The 14,375-nt window shown below is 58.7% G+C and carries 12 protein-coding genes and 1 tRNA gene; 6 read left to right on the top strand and 7 right to left on the bottom strand.

Annotated features, from left to right (window positions below; genetic code table 11):
- Window positions 1–464: 464 nt before the first annotated feature.
- Window positions 465–1,652, top strand: a complete 1,188-nt coding sequence (gene desA, locus F8N80_RS27920) for a delta-9 fatty acid desaturase DesA (RefSeq protein ID WP_150746458.1) — start codon at window positions 465–467, stop codon at window positions 1,650–1,652.
- A gap of 280 nt (window positions 1,653–1,932) precedes the next feature.
- On the opposite strand, the gene gabT is transcribed toward desA, so the two are convergent.
- Together gabT and gabD are read right to left on the bottom strand one after the other, a co-directional pair.
- A complete protein-coding gene (gene gabT, locus F8N80_RS27915) occupies window positions 1,933–3,210 on the bottom strand; it encodes a 4-aminobutyrate--2-oxoglutarate transaminase (RefSeq protein ID WP_150746457.1) in 1,278 nt (425 codons plus the stop codon).
- Between the two features lie 184 nt (window positions 3,211–3,394).
- On the bottom strand, window positions 3,395–4,837 hold the full coding sequence (gabD, locus tag F8N80_RS27910) for an NADP-dependent succinate-semialdehyde dehydrogenase (protein WP_150746456.1): 1,443 nt from the start codon (window positions 4,835–4,837) through the stop codon (window positions 3,395–3,397).
- A gap of 348 nt (window positions 4,838–5,185) precedes the next feature.
- Here gabD and F8N80_RS27905 point away from each other — a divergent pair.
- The 4 genes from F8N80_RS27905 (at window position 5,186) to F8N80_RS27890 (ending at window position 7,531) form a co-directional block, all read left to right on the top strand.
- Window positions 5,186–5,262 (top strand) — tRNA-Arg (locus F8N80_RS27905).
- A 182-nt stretch (window positions 5,263–5,444) separates the two neighbouring features.
- Complete coding sequence (locus tag F8N80_RS27900) at window positions 5,445–6,440, top strand: restriction endonuclease (protein ID WP_150746440.1); 996 nt, start codon at window positions 5,445–5,447, stop codon at window positions 6,438–6,440.
- A gap of 282 nt (window positions 6,441–6,722) precedes the next feature.
- Entirely contained in the window at window positions 6,723–7,061 is a 339-nt protein-coding gene (locus F8N80_RS31295) for a hypothetical protein (RefSeq protein WP_191632999.1), read from the top strand.
- 176 nt (window positions 7,062–7,237) lie between these two features.
- Complete coding sequence (locus tag F8N80_RS27890) at window positions 7,238–7,531, top strand: DUF3077 domain-containing protein (RefSeq protein WP_150746439.1); 294 nt, start codon at window positions 7,238–7,240, stop codon at window positions 7,529–7,531.
- Between the two features lie 257 nt (window positions 7,532–7,788).
- Here F8N80_RS27890 and F8N80_RS27885 read toward each other — a convergent pair whose 3' ends face one another.
- Both F8N80_RS27885 and F8N80_RS27880 read right to left on the bottom strand, forming a co-directional pair.
- A complete protein-coding gene (locus tag F8N80_RS27885) occupies window positions 7,789–8,058 on the bottom strand; it encodes a hypothetical protein (RefSeq protein ID WP_224790771.1) in 270 nt (89 codons plus the stop codon).
- A 58-nt stretch (window positions 8,059–8,116) separates the two neighbouring features.
- Window positions 8,117–8,677 carry a YbhB/YbcL family Raf kinase inhibitor-like protein gene (locus F8N80_RS27880; protein ID WP_150746437.1) on the bottom strand — a complete coding sequence of 187 codons (561 nt, stop codon included), beginning with the start codon at window positions 8,675–8,677 and terminating at the stop codon, window positions 8,117–8,119.
- Window positions 8,678–8,816: 139 nt separating this feature from the next.
- Here F8N80_RS27880 and F8N80_RS27875 point away from each other — a divergent pair, with 139 nt between their 5' ends.
- A complete protein-coding gene (locus F8N80_RS27875) occupies window positions 8,817–10,352 on the top strand; it encodes an apoptosis inducing factor family protein (protein ID WP_150785158.1) in 1,536 nt (511 codons plus the stop codon).
- Between the two features lie 139 nt (window positions 10,353–10,491).
- On the opposite strand, the gene pgaD is transcribed toward F8N80_RS27875, so the two are convergent.
- From pgaD to pgaB, 3 genes are read right to left on the bottom strand one after another with little or no spacing between them, the layout of a single operon-like run.
- A complete protein-coding gene (gene pgaD, locus F8N80_RS27870) occupies window positions 10,492–11,016 on the bottom strand; it encodes a poly-beta-1,6-N-acetyl-D-glucosamine biosynthesis protein PgaD (RefSeq protein ID WP_150746435.1) in 525 nt (174 codons plus the stop codon).
- Complete coding sequence (pgaC, locus tag F8N80_RS27865; protein ID WP_150746434.1) at window positions 11,013–12,368, bottom strand: poly-beta-1,6-N-acetyl-D-glucosamine synthase; 1,356 nt, start codon at window positions 12,366–12,368, stop codon at window positions 11,013–11,015. Before pgaC ends, pgaD begins: the two co-directional genes overlap by 4 nt.
- Window position 12,369: 1 nt before the next feature.
- Complete coding sequence (gene pgaB / locus F8N80_RS27860) at window positions 12,370–14,367, bottom strand: poly-beta-1,6-N-acetyl-D-glucosamine N-deacetylase PgaB (protein ID WP_150746433.1); 1,998 nt, start codon at window positions 14,365–14,367, stop codon at window positions 12,370–12,372.
- Between the last annotated feature and the right edge of the window lie 8 nt (window positions 14,368–14,375).

Here is a 14,375-nt window from a genome sequence, read left to right as displayed (position 1 = left end):
CAGAAGACAATGATTGATCAATCGAAGTATGCTTTTTCATGGACTCGCCCTCGCTGTCGTTGGCTGTTTAGACTGCCACCGTGGCGCATTGACGCCTCGGCGTGGGCGAGTCCATCCAATTACAGGGGATTGTGCCCGGCAGGAACCGGGCGCCCGAACTAATATCTCTGGCTCCCGTTGATCGGTTGCCATCGCTGCAACGCCTCGGAGCTATCGAAGAAACTGCTCAATAAATGACCACTGAATTGCAGCCAGACTATTGAAACCCGAAGGAAGAGCAGTGCGGCGCGCAGAGCATCGCGATAGGTAGCAGACATTCAGCCCTCCATACCCCTTCAAAAAGGATGGGGTTATCAACTGAAGAAACATCCAGCCATTCTTATCTGAAAGGGTGACTGGTTTTATCTGTGGGCTCAGTGATAATGCAACGGCTGTTTTTTTCTTTATCGAGGGCCCTATAGCCTATGTGGTACGAAGGTTTGCTCGGCTTGTCGCCCTGGTCACTGGTGGCAGTCACCCTGCTGATGACCCATGTGACGATCATCGGCGTCACGGTCTATCTGCATCGCTACTCAGCCCATCGCTCGCTTGAGCTCAATGCCGGCCTGAAACATTTCTTCCGTTTCTGGTTGTGGTTGACCACAGCCCAGAACACCCGCGAGTGGACCGCTATCCACCGCAAGCATCACGCCAAATGCGAAACCGAAGATGACCCGCACAGCCCGGTCATCAAGGGGTTGTCCACTGTCCTGCGCAAAGGTGCCGAGTTGTACCGCGCCGAAGCGGAAAACCCCGAGACCTTGCGTATCTACGGCAAGAACTGCCCCGATGACTGGATCGAACGCAACCTGTACAGCCGATTCCCGTTGCTGGGCGTAGCGATCATGGGCGTTATCGACCTGCTGCTGTTCGGCACCATTGGTATCACCATCTGGGCCATCCAGATGATGTGGATCCCGGTCTGGGCTGCCGGCGTGGTCAATGGCCTGGGCCATGCCATCGGCTACCGCAACTTCGAATGCCGCGATGCGGCGACCAATCTGGTGCCATGGGGCATCCTGATCGGCGGCGAAGAACTGCATAACAACCATCACACCTACCCGAACTCGGCGAAGTTGTCGGTGAAGAAGTGGGAATTCGATCTCGGCTGGGCCTGGATACAAGTCTTCAGCTTCTGTCGCCTGGCCAAGGTCCAGCGCGTCGCGCCAATTGCCCACCGGGTCGAAGGTAAAGGCAACCTGGACATGGACACCGCCATGGCCATCCTCAACAACCGCTTCCAGATCATGGCCCAGTACCGCAAGCTGGTGATCGCCCCGCTGGTCAAGCAAGAGCTGGAAAAGGTCGATCACTCGGTTCGTCACCAGTTCCACCGGGCCAAACGCCTGCTCTCGCGGGAAACCAGCCTGCTGGATGAAAAACACCACATTCGCATCCAGGCCATGCTCGAGCACAGTCAGGCGCTGAAGGTAATCTACGAGAAACGCCTGGCCTTGCAGCAGATCTGGCTCAAGACCAGCTCTAATGGTCACGACATGCTGGCCGCCATCAAGGATTGGGTACACGAAGCCGAAGCCAGCGGTATCCAGTCCCTGCGCGACTTCGCCGACCAGTTGAAAACCTACTCCCTGCGTCCTGCCACTACCGTCTGACACCGTTGATCGGTGCGCCCCGTTCGCGGGCGCACCCTCCGGAACTTAGCTCAAAATCCCCTATTTCAAAGACACTTCGCCATCCGGGCGAGCTTTGTGGTGGCCGCTTTCGAACCTCGAGAAGCGCACGCCCTTTGAGATTTTGTTTATGGCCCCTTCGCTGACAAGCCCGCTCAGGATTTGCGTCTCGGTACAGCGCGGTGGGTTTCGGGGAACAAAAAAAACCCGCCGAAGCGGGTTTTTTGTCGATCAGCTCACACTTTCATCGGAGCACTTTAAATCAAAGCTCCGAGAAGCACTCTTCCATGATCGCCAGACCTTTATCCAGTTGCTCGTCCGGCGAAGTCAGCGGAACCAGCACGCGCAGAACGTTGCCGTAAGTGCCGCAGGACAGCAGGATCAGGCCCTTGTCGCGAGCCTTGGCCACAACAGCGGCTACCGCTGGTGCATTCGGCTTGTGGCTGTCGCCATCGACGAACAGCTCGACCGCGATCATCGCGCCCAAGGCACGGACTTCGCCGATCACCGGGTACTTGGCCTGGATGGCTTTCAGACCCGTCACCAGACGCTCGCCGACAGCCTTGCAGCGGTCCAGCAGGTTCTCTTCTTCGAAGACTTCCATCACGGCCAGGGCCGCGGCGCAAGCGATCGGGCTACCGGCATAGGTGCCGCCCAGGCCGCCTGGCGCGATGGCGTCCATGTATTCTGCCTTGCCGCAGACACCGGCCAGCGGGAAGCCGCCGGCGATGGATTTGGCGAAGGTGGTCAGGTCGGCGGCAACGCCCATCTGTTCCATGGCGAAGAAGGTGCCGGTACGGCCAGCGCCAGTCTGCACTTCGTCAGCGATCAACAGGATGCCGTGCTGGTCGCACAAGGCGCGCAGACGCTTCATGAAGGCTTGAGGAGCGACGTAGAAACCGCCTTCACCCTGAACCGGCTCGATGATGATCGCAGCGATGTCACGCGGCTCAGCGTCGTTCTTGAAAATGCGTTCGATGCTGGCGATCGAATCGTCGATGCTCACACCGTGCAGTTCGTTCGGGTACAGCGCGCGGAAGATGCCGCCTGGCATCAGGCCCATGCCGGCCGAGTAAGGCACAACTTTACCGGTCAGGCCCAGGGTCATCATGGTACGGCCGTGGTACGCGCCGGTGAACGCAATCACGCCGGCACGGCCAGTGGCGGCACGGGCGATCTTGATCGAGTTTTCCACGGCTTCGGAACCGGTGGTCACCAGCAGGGTTTTCTTGGCGAAATCACCTGGCACCTTGGCGTTGATTTTTTCGCACACTTCCACGTACGGCTCGTAAGCCAGGACCTGGAAGCAGGTGTGGGTCAGCTTGTTCAGCTGCTCGGTCACCGCGGCGATGATTTTCGGGTGCACGTGACCGGTGTTCAGCACGGCGATACCGCCGGCGAAGTCGATGAACTCGCGACCTTCGACATCGGTCACGGTGGCGTTCTTCGCGGACTCGGCGAAGATCGGGTGAATCTGGCCAACACCGCGTGGTACAGCGGCTTCGCGGCGTTTCATCAGGGATGCGTTAGTCTTGCTCATACAGTCCTCATTCGCCGCTCATCGGGCGGCGTGGCTCAAGGAAAATGCGGCGGGGAGGCAACTGCGGCAGCATGCGATGATCGACTGCCACAGCGTTCCCGGCCACCGAGAAAATTGCGGTTGAAGCGCGCAAAGGGACAGCGCTCTCGTGCCCTTTGCGTTTGCAGCAATGCCTGGCCCGGGCTTAGATGCCCAGGCAGAGGTATTTGATTTCCAGGTAATCTTCGATGCCGTACTTGGAGCCTTCACGGCCCAGGCCCGACGCCTTGATGCCGCCGAACGGCGCGACTTCGTTGGAGATCAACCCGGTGTTGACGCCGACCATGCCGTATTCCAGGGCTTCCGCCACACGGAACACACGGCCCAGGTCGCGGGCATAGAAGTACGAGGCCAGGCCGAACTCGGTGTCGTTGGACATCGCGATCACTTCGGCTTCGTCTTTGAAGCGGAACAGTGGAGCCAATGGACCGAAGGTTTCTTCCTTGGCCACCGCAGCGTTCTTCGGCACGTTGGTCAGGATGGTCGGCTCGAAGAAGTTGCCTTCCATGACCTTGCCACCCGCCAGAACGGTTGCGCCTTTGCTGACCGCGTCAGCGATGTGCTCTTGCACCTTGGCCACGGCTTTTTCGTCGATCAGCGGGCCAGTGGTGGTGCCGTCTTCCAGACCGTTACCGATCTTGAGTTTGGCCACGGCCACTTTCAGCTTCTCGGCGAACGCGTCGTAGACCGAATCCTGAATGTATAGACGGTTGGCGCAGACGCAGGTCTGGCCGTTGTTGCGGTACTTGGAAATGATCGCGCCTTCGACAGCCTTATCCAGGTCCGCGTCGTCGAACACGATGAACGGCGCGTTGCCGCCCAATTCCAGGGACACTTTCTTGATGTCCTTGGCGCATTCAGCCATCAGCTGACGACCGATTTCTGTCGAGCCGGTGAAGGACAGTTTGCGCACGATCGGGTTGCTGGTCAGCTCGCTGCCGATGTCGCCGGCGCTGCCGGACACCACGCTGAACACACCAGCTGGAATGCCGGCACGCTGGGCCAGTTCAGCCAAAGCGAATGCGGAAAACGGAGTTTGCGAAGCAGGCTTGAGCACCATGGTGCAACCGGCGGCCAGGGCCGGGCCGGCTTTACGGGTGATCATCGCGGCCGGGAAGTTCCACGGGGTGATTGCAGCGGTCACGCCGATTGGCTGCTTGATCACGATCAGGCGCTTGTCTGGCTGGTGGCCCGGAATCACGTCACCGTAGATGCGCTTGGCTTCTTCGGCGAACCACTCGATAAAGGAAGCGGCGTAAACGATCTCGCCCTTGGCTTCGGCCAATGGCTTGCCCTGCTCCAGGGTCATCAGGCGAGCCAGGTCGTCCTGGTTCTCGATGATCAGTTCGAACCAGCGACGCAGCTTGTTCGCGCGATCCTTGGCGGTCAGTGCACGCCAGGCCGGCAGCGCTTTGTCAGCGGCTTCGATCGCACGGCGGGTTTCGGCAGCGCCCATTTTCGGCACGGTGCCCAGAATTTCGCCCGTTGCCGGATTGTTGACCTTGATCGTCTGACCATTGTCCGCATCGACCCAAGCGCCATCGATAAAGGCTTGCTGGCGGAACAACTGGGTGTCTTTAAGCTGCATGTCGGCTTTCCTTAACAGCACCGCGACCAGCGCGGAGCGAATTATGATTGTAGAAAGGCGCCTCGAAGGCTGCCGTCAGGGAAATCATTCACCGGGCTGAAGCACATAAATAGCGCACGGATTGGACTCGTGCGGTTCAGCACCCAGACAAGAGCGTTTGAAATCTCAAACGAATCCTAGGATCAAAGGGGGTAAAGGACAATAGGCTGTTCGAAAAAAAGAACGAAAACGGCGCATTTGCCTATTTTTTCTGATCAACGTAGCGAACACCCGCTACGCTTGGAAAAACGCAGACGATTCAGCAGCATGGACGCCCGCACCGCTTATGAGTATCATGGCGCCCGCATTGCACCAGTAGCTCAGCTGGATAGAGTACTGCCCTCCGAAGGCAGGGGTCGTGGGTTCGAATCCCGCCTGGTGCACCATACGTAGAAACGAGAAAGCCTCAGGCCGCAGGGTCTGGGGCTTTTTTGCGTCCTGAATCCGGCAATTGTTGTCGGTGCCTGCACCACCTACCTTATCCTGCGTTCTCCTCACTCCGTTCATATGGCGATCAACGCCAAATAACGTATGCACCAGTGCGACTTACAAAAACTAAGGAAGTGATATGGCCAAAATGTGGATGATCCGTGGCGAGTCCGGCCGGTTATACGACGATTTCCGGGACCGAGGTGTCGCCGCCATTGGATGGTCGCAACTTGCGCCCCTGGCCAAGCCTGGCATGACGCGCAAGGAAGTCACTCGCCTCTACCAAGACATTGAACCCAATATCAAACCTGGCACCGCTATTTCAGGCGCCTCGCAAGTGTGGCGCTTCATTAATGAAATTCAACCCGGTGACTGGGTAGTGACCTACTCACCCGCTAACCGTACCTATTTAGTGGGCAAAATCACTGGCGACTTCAAACACAATCCTGATCTAGCTGACCTCGGAATGTCATTGACACGTCCGGTGCTATGGCAAGCACAGGAAGTCGACCGCGACAGCCTGAGTACTGCCAGCAAGAATAGCCTCGGCTCCACGCTTACCGTCTTCGTGGTACCTGACTTTGCGCTCCAAGAGCTGAAAGCGATGGCGGCTGGGGATAAGCCACCTGCACTACCCTCAGTAGAAGAGGAGTATCCCGATAGCGATCCTCTGGCAGGCATGGAAAGTCTGGCTCTCGAACGGATCAAAGATTTGATCAACGCCTTACCTTGGGATGATATGCAGCACCTGGTCGCAGGTATCTTGCGTGCAATGGGCTACAAGACTCAGGTCTCCCCAGCCGGACCGGATCGCGGGAAAGACATCATCGCATCACCCGATGGTTTCGGTTTTGAGAATCCACGGATCATCGTTGAGGTCAAACACCGCAAAGACCAGATGGGCAGTCAACAAATCCGTAGTTTTCTCGGGGGCCGACACAAGGATGATCGCGGGCTTTACGTCAGTACCGGTGGCTTCAGCAAAGACGCCTACTATGAGGCCGAGCGGGCCAGTGTGCCGCTCACTCTTTGGACGCTGGATAACCTCGTGCGGGCATTAATTGAACACTACGCTCAGACGGATTCGGAAACCAAACGACTGATACCGCTGAAGCTTACCTACTTGCCTCTGTAAGCCCGTCGCTCAAACCCGTCAACCCATCATCGAACTGGGGGAAACACTTGAAGGCACTACAAAAATGACTATCCGAAACTGACCCATCTGAATCTCAGCTTGGACGGGATGGGAATCGAACAAGGCTGGCAGAAACGCGATTGGTAAGGCGGAAAAATCCAAGCAATAAAAAACCCCTGAGCAGTCTCAGCACCGAAGCGCATCAACCGACAGGGGCCGTGTTGTGGGCGATTATAAAAGTTGAGGACGTCTCGTCAACTACCGATAAGTAGTCGTGACCATATGAACGCAGAGGCAACCATCAAGGAAAACTTGACAGTTCGGTTCGGCGGTTTGGGCCAGATCCGTTCGATTTTTTGGGTGATTTTCATGGCTAGTGCGCCAAAATTGCTGCTGACGCTCTTCCAGCAACCATCGCACCTCATACCAATTTCAAGGTTGCAGGAGATCAGCCTGCACGATACCCTTCCGCCGTCGCTGCCAATTCAGCGACCGGGCTTGGTAACCCGAGAGTTGAGCGCAACAGCGCCCCCATCAGATTTGCAGGCGTTTTTTTATGCCCGTAATTTTGAGTTATGGCGGCTGTGCGTGGGACGTCTTCGGGCGTGCCGGATTCCTTGACTCCCGGTTTACCAACCTGCGCACAGCTGCCACCTATTCGCTTGGTAACGAAAAAGTGGCAGTTCCTCGTCAAGGAGCTAGACCATGCGCAACACAAATCCGTCCGAAATTCGATTTACCCTTCAACGCGATCTTCAATCGCACTCCCACCGCACCTCCTCCAATGGAGGTGACAAATGACTGACCAATCAGAGCTGAAAACCATCGGTTTAACACCTGCCATCTACTGCTCGGATCAGGCGGTGTTCCACGTCACTCGCGGCGTGCCTCTAAGCGATGCGTTAGGCATGGCTTCCGATTTTCTGTTCCTTGCCAAAGCACTGTCCAAAGATGCTGCCTACGACAGAGAAAGCGATCGTCACGCTTGGGCTGCGCACTATTTGACGGCGCTGAGTAAGGCGTTGGTTGATGATGTGGTGAAAGTGCTGACGCGAGGACCAGCGCCCCGGAAGGAAAAAACCACAGAATAGCGGCAACCCACCATTCAAATTGCGGGTCCTGATTTGTCGAGATCCGCAATTTGAAAGAGTAGCTAAGTGCTGCGTTGCTCCGCTTCAATGCCATCAACGAGTGCGTAAAGCTCTGCGCACACCGTTTCGGCAGCTTGCTCCGGGAGGCGTTCCTACGATGGACTCAGGGGCGACGCGTTTTTTCAGCGCGCAAGCTTGCTCCTACAATGGCGCAGCGTTTACCCGACAGGTTGGCGTTTACCGCCGAGGCGCTCTTTTCATTCGGTCGTCCAGTCGAACTCGTCGTATTCATCGTCGTCGTCTTCGTCTTCGATCAACTCTTCATCAAGGACGTCTTCCTCAAGAGCCTCTTCTTCCTGCTTGGCCAGAAGAAACTCCTTACGACTCTCAGTCACTGCTCGCCGCAGTTCCTCACCCTTTACCGGGCAATTGAGCATTTGGGCGATGCGGTCGATTTTTTGTGCCACGGCATCCTCCAACGCATCGGCTATGGGCTGATAGTGCGCGCTTTCAGGTGTCGATGCCAAATGGGCGACCGCTCTTCTCTTCAGTTCGTCTTCAATTCCAATCCGAAGTGAAAAAACTTCAGCGGTGATAACGCCGCACCACGCTGCTGTTTTTCAACACATGGCCTTTGATTTTTTCCATCAGCTGCGCGCGGCTCAGGCCGGCGGGCAAGGCGTCTGGTGCAAGGTCCAGGGCATAGAGCTGGATGATGTAGTGGTGGGAGCTGTCGCCGACTGGCGGGCAGGGCCCAACGTAGCCGGTAGTGCCTTTGCTGTTGCTGCCACCCACGCCTTCGAGGGCGGATTTAGCGCCGACACCGGCCGGGATCTGGTGGGTCGTGGCCTTGATGCCATAATGAATCCAGTGGTCGACACCCAGGCCTTTCTGGCCGTCCGGGTCGTGCATGACGATGGCGTAGCTCAAGGTGCCCGAGGGACCGGCGTTCCAACTCAAGGCCGGAGACTGGTTCTTGCCGCCACAACCGGCAGCATCGCTGGCGGCTGCCGAGGTGAACAGCCGATTGTCCGAAACACCGGGAATGCTGAGGGTGAAGCGCTCCTGGGCCTGCGCCGGAATTTGCACGCAAAGGGCGACTGCAACGGCCGCCAGCCAAGGGTTCAGTGAGGTCAATCGGGTCATACCGGAGCACCTTGTGCGGGTGGGGCCGTGGTCGGCGTGCAAACTATAGCCGGACCGTTCGTGCCGTGGCAGCGGGAATTGGCTGAACCTCGGGAGAAACCCAGGACTCTTAACTGAAACGTCCGTCAGGAGAGCGATCATGGCCCTGCACCGCGTTGCCCGTTTCGCCGATGTGCCCGAGAACCGTGGCCTGGAAGTCCGGATTGCGGACACCAGAATCGTCCTGCTGCGAGTCGGCGATCAATTGCGCGCCTATCAGGGTGAATGCCCCCACGCCGGGGCGCCGCTGGCCGAGGGCGCGCTGTGTAATGGGCGCCTGATTTGCCCTTGGCACAAGGCAGCGTACCGGATTGAAGACGGTGCGCTGTGTGAACCGCCGTCTCTGGACAGTCTCAAACGCTATCCGCTTGAACTGCGCGATGACGAGGTCTGGGTCGACGACCGGTCGCTGCCCGCTGGCAGCACACCGCCGGCTGACGATGAGCGCACGTTCTTGATCATCGGTGCCGGTGCCGCGGGTACGGCCGCAGCCGCGGCGCTGCGCGAAAAAGGCTTCGGCGGCCGCGTGCTGCTGATCGACCGCGAAGCCGACGCCGGCTACGACCGCACAGTGCTGAGCAAATTCGTGATCGCCGGTGAGATGCCGCCGGAGGAAGTCCCTGCGCTGCGTGATGAAAGCTTCTACCACGAGCAGCGGATCGAGCGAATAAAGGGTGAAGTGGCCAGCCTGGATGCTGCGAATAAAACCCTGCGACTGGCTGACGGTCAGTCGCTGGCGTATGACGCCGCGCTGCTCGCCACCGGCGGTACGCCCAACCCGCTCACACTGCCCGGTGCCGACTTGCCGCAAGTCTTCGTGCTGCGCTCGAAGGATCAGGCGCAGCGGATTCTGGCCTCTGCGAAACCTGGCCAGCGAGCGGTGATCATCGGCGACAGTTTCATTGCCCTGGAGTCTGCTTCAGCCCTGCGCGAATACGGTCTGGACGTCACCGTTCTGGCCCGCCACGCCGTACCCTTCGCCAAGCAATTGGGTGACACGGTCGGCAAGGCCATTCGTGCCCGGCATGTGGCCCACGGCGTGGTATTCCACACCGACAGCGAAGCCGCGCAGATTGAAGGCACCGACAAGGTGGAAGCGGTGAAACTGGACAACGGTCAACGTTTGCCAGCGGACCTGGTGCTGGTCGGCATTGGCGTCAGCCCGGCAACCGGCCCCTTTGCCGATTTGCCCAAGGAAAAAGATCAGTCACTGACGGTCGACGGCGGTATGCGCGTGACCGATGGGCTCTGGGCCGCCGGTGATATCGCGACCTTCCCGCTCAATGGCCAGCCTCAGCGGATCGAGCATTGGCGCCTGGCACAGCAACAGGCGCGGATCGCGGCGGCAAACATGCTCGGCGGCGACGAGCATTACCTCGACGTGCCGTTTTTCTGGACTTGGCACTTCGGCAAAAACTACGACTACCTGGGCCATGCCGAGGCCTGGGACGAAGTCGAATTCAAGGGCGACCCGTATCATCCGCCCTTTATCGGCCTGTTTTGCAAGAACGGAGTAGTGGCGGCGGCGGTTGCCTGTGATGAAGAGCGGGCGATGGCGATGCTCGCTGAACGGATGAAACAGCCGCTGCCGGTGGATGAAGCGTGGCGGCTGATTCGGGATGTAAATCCTCTGTAGGAACTGGCTTGTCGGATCGCCGCACCGCAGCGAAAGCGGTCTGTCAATCAACACATCTACCGAATGTGCCGCCGCCTTCGCCAGCAAGCCGGCTCCTACCGGGGATCGGTGTCATTCACCCCGGGGGAACGTGTCAGCCTCAGGCCCGGGTCAACGGTTCTTTGCCTTCGTCATCGTCGGATGGACGGCGCACCACTTTTGGATTCTCCAGGATCTGCAGGGAGAGCGGTTGCCGGGATTCGATAGTGAAGAAGTGGCTGATGACCTGCGAGATATCGCCATCATGATCATTGTGAATGGTCATCGAACCTGGACTGCGCAATTTTTGCAGCCGTTCGCGGGTCAGCTTGAAGCTTTTGCTCAAACTCAGATCGTCGACGACCGGGGCCGGCAGTCGACGCTGGGCGAAGCTTTTGCTTTTACGCTGTTGATAACGCGCCCAACCGATCAGGACCACGGCGTTGAATGCCGCCACCCATAAATAAATCTGCAGGGTGCCGAGGGCGTCGTACGCTGAAGCGCCAAACCGGGGACCGTCGAGGCTGGCGATCAATGGCAAGAGACCCAGGACCAACAAGTACAGGAATCCGGCCCACGCCAGGACGGTGAAAAAGGCATCGACCATAATAAGCACTGGCCGCTGCCGAGTTGTAATAATTCTCATTTGACGATCTCCTCTTCATCGGCACCAAGCGGCCGAATACCGCGATCCGGACTGACCCAGCGCGCACGTTTCTGATGTAGGCGGAACAGCACTTTCGGAAAGCTGACCAGGGTGGTGAGCAAACTGACCAACCAGAACACCAACGGGTACCAGATCACCCAGAACATGGTCTTGCCCAAGCCTCGTTCGTAGCGGCGATCGATCATCAGGCTGACCCCGAACTGCATCAGGCAGACCACTGCCAGCAACAAGCCGGTAAACGCCGGCGGCCACAGTCGGTGAACCGCGATGACTTCCGGCAACGCGACGTACAGACCCACGAACCAGAAAATCATCGACAGCAGGAAAGTGAACGCCCAACCGGTGGACAGGCAGTATTCGAACAGCAACGGCCAGAGGTAACGATGACGGTACTGCCAGATGCCGCGAATGTTCTTGAACAGCACTTCCGCACCGCCCTGGGCCCAGCGCAGACGCTGTTTCCATAGACCACCCAGGGTTTCCGGCATCAGGATCCAGCACAGCGCACGGGGCTCGTAGAAAATGCTCCAGTGATCCATTTGCAGCTTCCAGCTGATATCGATGTCTTCGGTGATCATGTCCGTGCTCCAGTAGCCGACCCGGTGCAGGGCCGTGCGACGGAAAGCGACGACCACACCGGAGACGGTAAAGATCCGCCCGAAGACCCGCTGGGTGCGTTTGATCAGACCGATGATCGAGGAGAACTCGCCAACCTGCACCCGGCCGACCAGGGTCGAACGGGTACGGATCCGCGGGTTGCCGGTCACCGCGCCGAGACGCGGGTTTTCGAGCAGCGGTGCGACCAGATAAGCAGCGGTATTGGGTGCCAGCAGCGCATCACCGTCGATGCACACCAGGTACTCGCTACGCGCTGCAATGGCGCCCATGCGCAGGGCCACAGCCTTGCCCTGGTTCTCCGCCAGGTGAAGTACCCGCAAACGCGGATCCTGCATGGCCAAGGCGTCGAGCACGGCACCTGTGTCGTCCTTCGAGCCATCGTTGATGGCGATGACCTCGATGTTCGGATACTGCTGGGCCAGCGCCGAATGGATGGTCTCTCTGACGTTGTCACCTTCGTTGAAGCAAGGGATGAGGATCGAAATCAATGGCTCGCCAGCCAACGGTGGCGGCAAGGTGTCTTCTTTCCACGGCCAGTGCCGCTCCCAGTGCAGCCAGAAATAGAGTCCCCCGGCAATCCACAGTCCCGACATGAACAGTGGATAAAAGAACACGAAGTCCATCAGGAACTGGCCAGTGAGTAAAAAGATCAGCCCGAGGGGAATCCCCAGGACGATCGCCAGAACGAGTAGAGCCAGAAGTCTATCCAGCATGTTATGGATTCCACTTGTTAGAGAGCGCGGGCCGTACGGCTTTCAGCTCCGGCAGATTGTCGAGGAAGTTGTCGGGGTAGTAGCCAAAACTGGTGACACCCTGACGCTGAAGCACTCTCATCCACTCGGCCAGTGTTTCGCCGTCGATGTCGGCATCGTCCTGTTTCGTCCAGTCCCGTGCCTGCAACTCGAACACGGTGCGATCAAGCGCACCGGGACGAGCCTTGACCGTGGCGACCAGTTTCTCGAGCCAGGCATGGGACTCTTCATACGACTGCTTTTCCATCAACGGCATGGCCATCGGCGCCGTCCAGTCGTATGTGACGAGGAAGTCATCAAGGTTCTGCGCGTACCATGTTTCACTGGCGGGGTTGAGGACTGGCTCAGCGAAAATGTTGCGCGCCGTACTCACCTGCGGGCCACGAATGGCGTGGACCTTGGCAGTCAACTCCTTGGTGAAATCGATCAGGTAGCGGCTTTTGAAACGCGTCCAGCGCTGCATCACGGCAGGATCGGCGCGCAGCGCGGCAATCGAACCGGGCAGACCATTGGCGGCATAGACTTTGAGGGCGTCGGGGCCTGCGTCTTCGAAGTCCGACATCACTGCGTCATCGTGAAAAAGGATGCCGTTCACCGATGACATGCGCGCGAGGTCTTCGTAGATTTCACCAATGATGCGCCGTACGTTCGGATCGTAGGGCGACAAGCGTATGTACTGGCTCGGATCGACCGACGTCTTGCCGGTTTCCGGATCCCAGCGCGTCACTCGCGGCAGCTTCGAATCCAGGGCAAAGCTCAGCACTGGCATCCAGGCGTAGACTTTGACATTGGCCCGAGTGCGCAACTGCCAGGCCACGCGGTCAAAAATGTCGGCACTCATCGGCAGGTGACGGTTGGGGAAGTACAGCGAACGCACCAGGCCATCACCCTTCGGATCGGCGAAGGCTTGCAGGAACACCGTATTGGCGCCCATGTCGGACATGCGCTGGATCAGTTTACCCAGGTTTCTTTCCTGCTGGGCCGGGTCCGGATCGTAGACGTTATCGAGGTCGACGTGCACGACGCGCATCGTATTTTTCGCCTGCACCGAGACGACGCTGTTGGCGAAGCGCGGGCCGTCCGGGTCAGAAGAAACAAGGTAACGCGGGCTGCTCATCAGGGTATCGACGGTGTCGAGCCCGTCTTCGAGGGTCAAAGCCATCTGATAGCCCTGATCATTGATGATTTGCAGCGAGCTGCCGTCCGCCGCGCCGTACGGCCAGACCCAGACTCGCGGCTTTTTACCCGTGACCTTGAAGATTTTCTCCGAGATCGCCGCGACGTCGGCACGCTGACGGGCCTCGAACTCGGCTTCGGTCTCATAGCGTTTGGCGACGGGATCGTAACGCCGGGTTGTGGCGGCTGGCTGCAGGTTGCCCTGGGGGTTAGCCAGGATACCCTTGTGATTGGCATCGGTGTGCGCAGCGATCTCCACCAGTCCGGACTGGGAAACCTCCCGTACCTGATCCCAGGTCAGGAAGTCCGAGCGCTTGCGCGGCTGGCCGGCAAAATCCACCGGTTGGTTCGGCGGTGTGTCGACCCAGGTACCGACCGGCGCCAGCAAGGCAGGCCATTTATAGGCACGCAGCACCGGCATCACCCGGGTATAGAAGCTTGCATAACCGTCGTCGAAACTGAGCACGACCGCTTTGGGCGGCAGATCGTGACCGCTTTTGCGTGCCGCCAGGACCTGGTCGATGGAGACCGGCTGGTAGCCGTTCTCCCGTAACCAGGCCAACTGCTCGATCAAGCGTTCGGTGCGCACGGCCACCACCGCCTGATCGGGGTCTTTGTCATCGACATCGTGATAGGCGATGCCGAGTACATGGTTTTTCGGCCACGGGGTTTCGTTTTCCGCCACCGGACGTTCGGATGGCGGCGCGAAGGCCGGGGCTTGCTGGGCGCAAGCGCTGATCAACAGCACTCCCAGCAGGAGGAGGAAACGCGACATTAATGGCATTTTCAAAC

The sequence above is a fragment of the Pseudomonas fluorescens genome, assembly GCF_902497995.1.
Taxonomy (GTDB): domain Bacteria; phylum Pseudomonadota; class Gammaproteobacteria; order Pseudomonadales; family Pseudomonadaceae; genus Aquipseudomonas; species Aquipseudomonas fluorescens_BK.
Note: the sequence above shows the minus strand (reverse complement) of the source record. Positions and strands in the feature narration are given on the sequence as shown.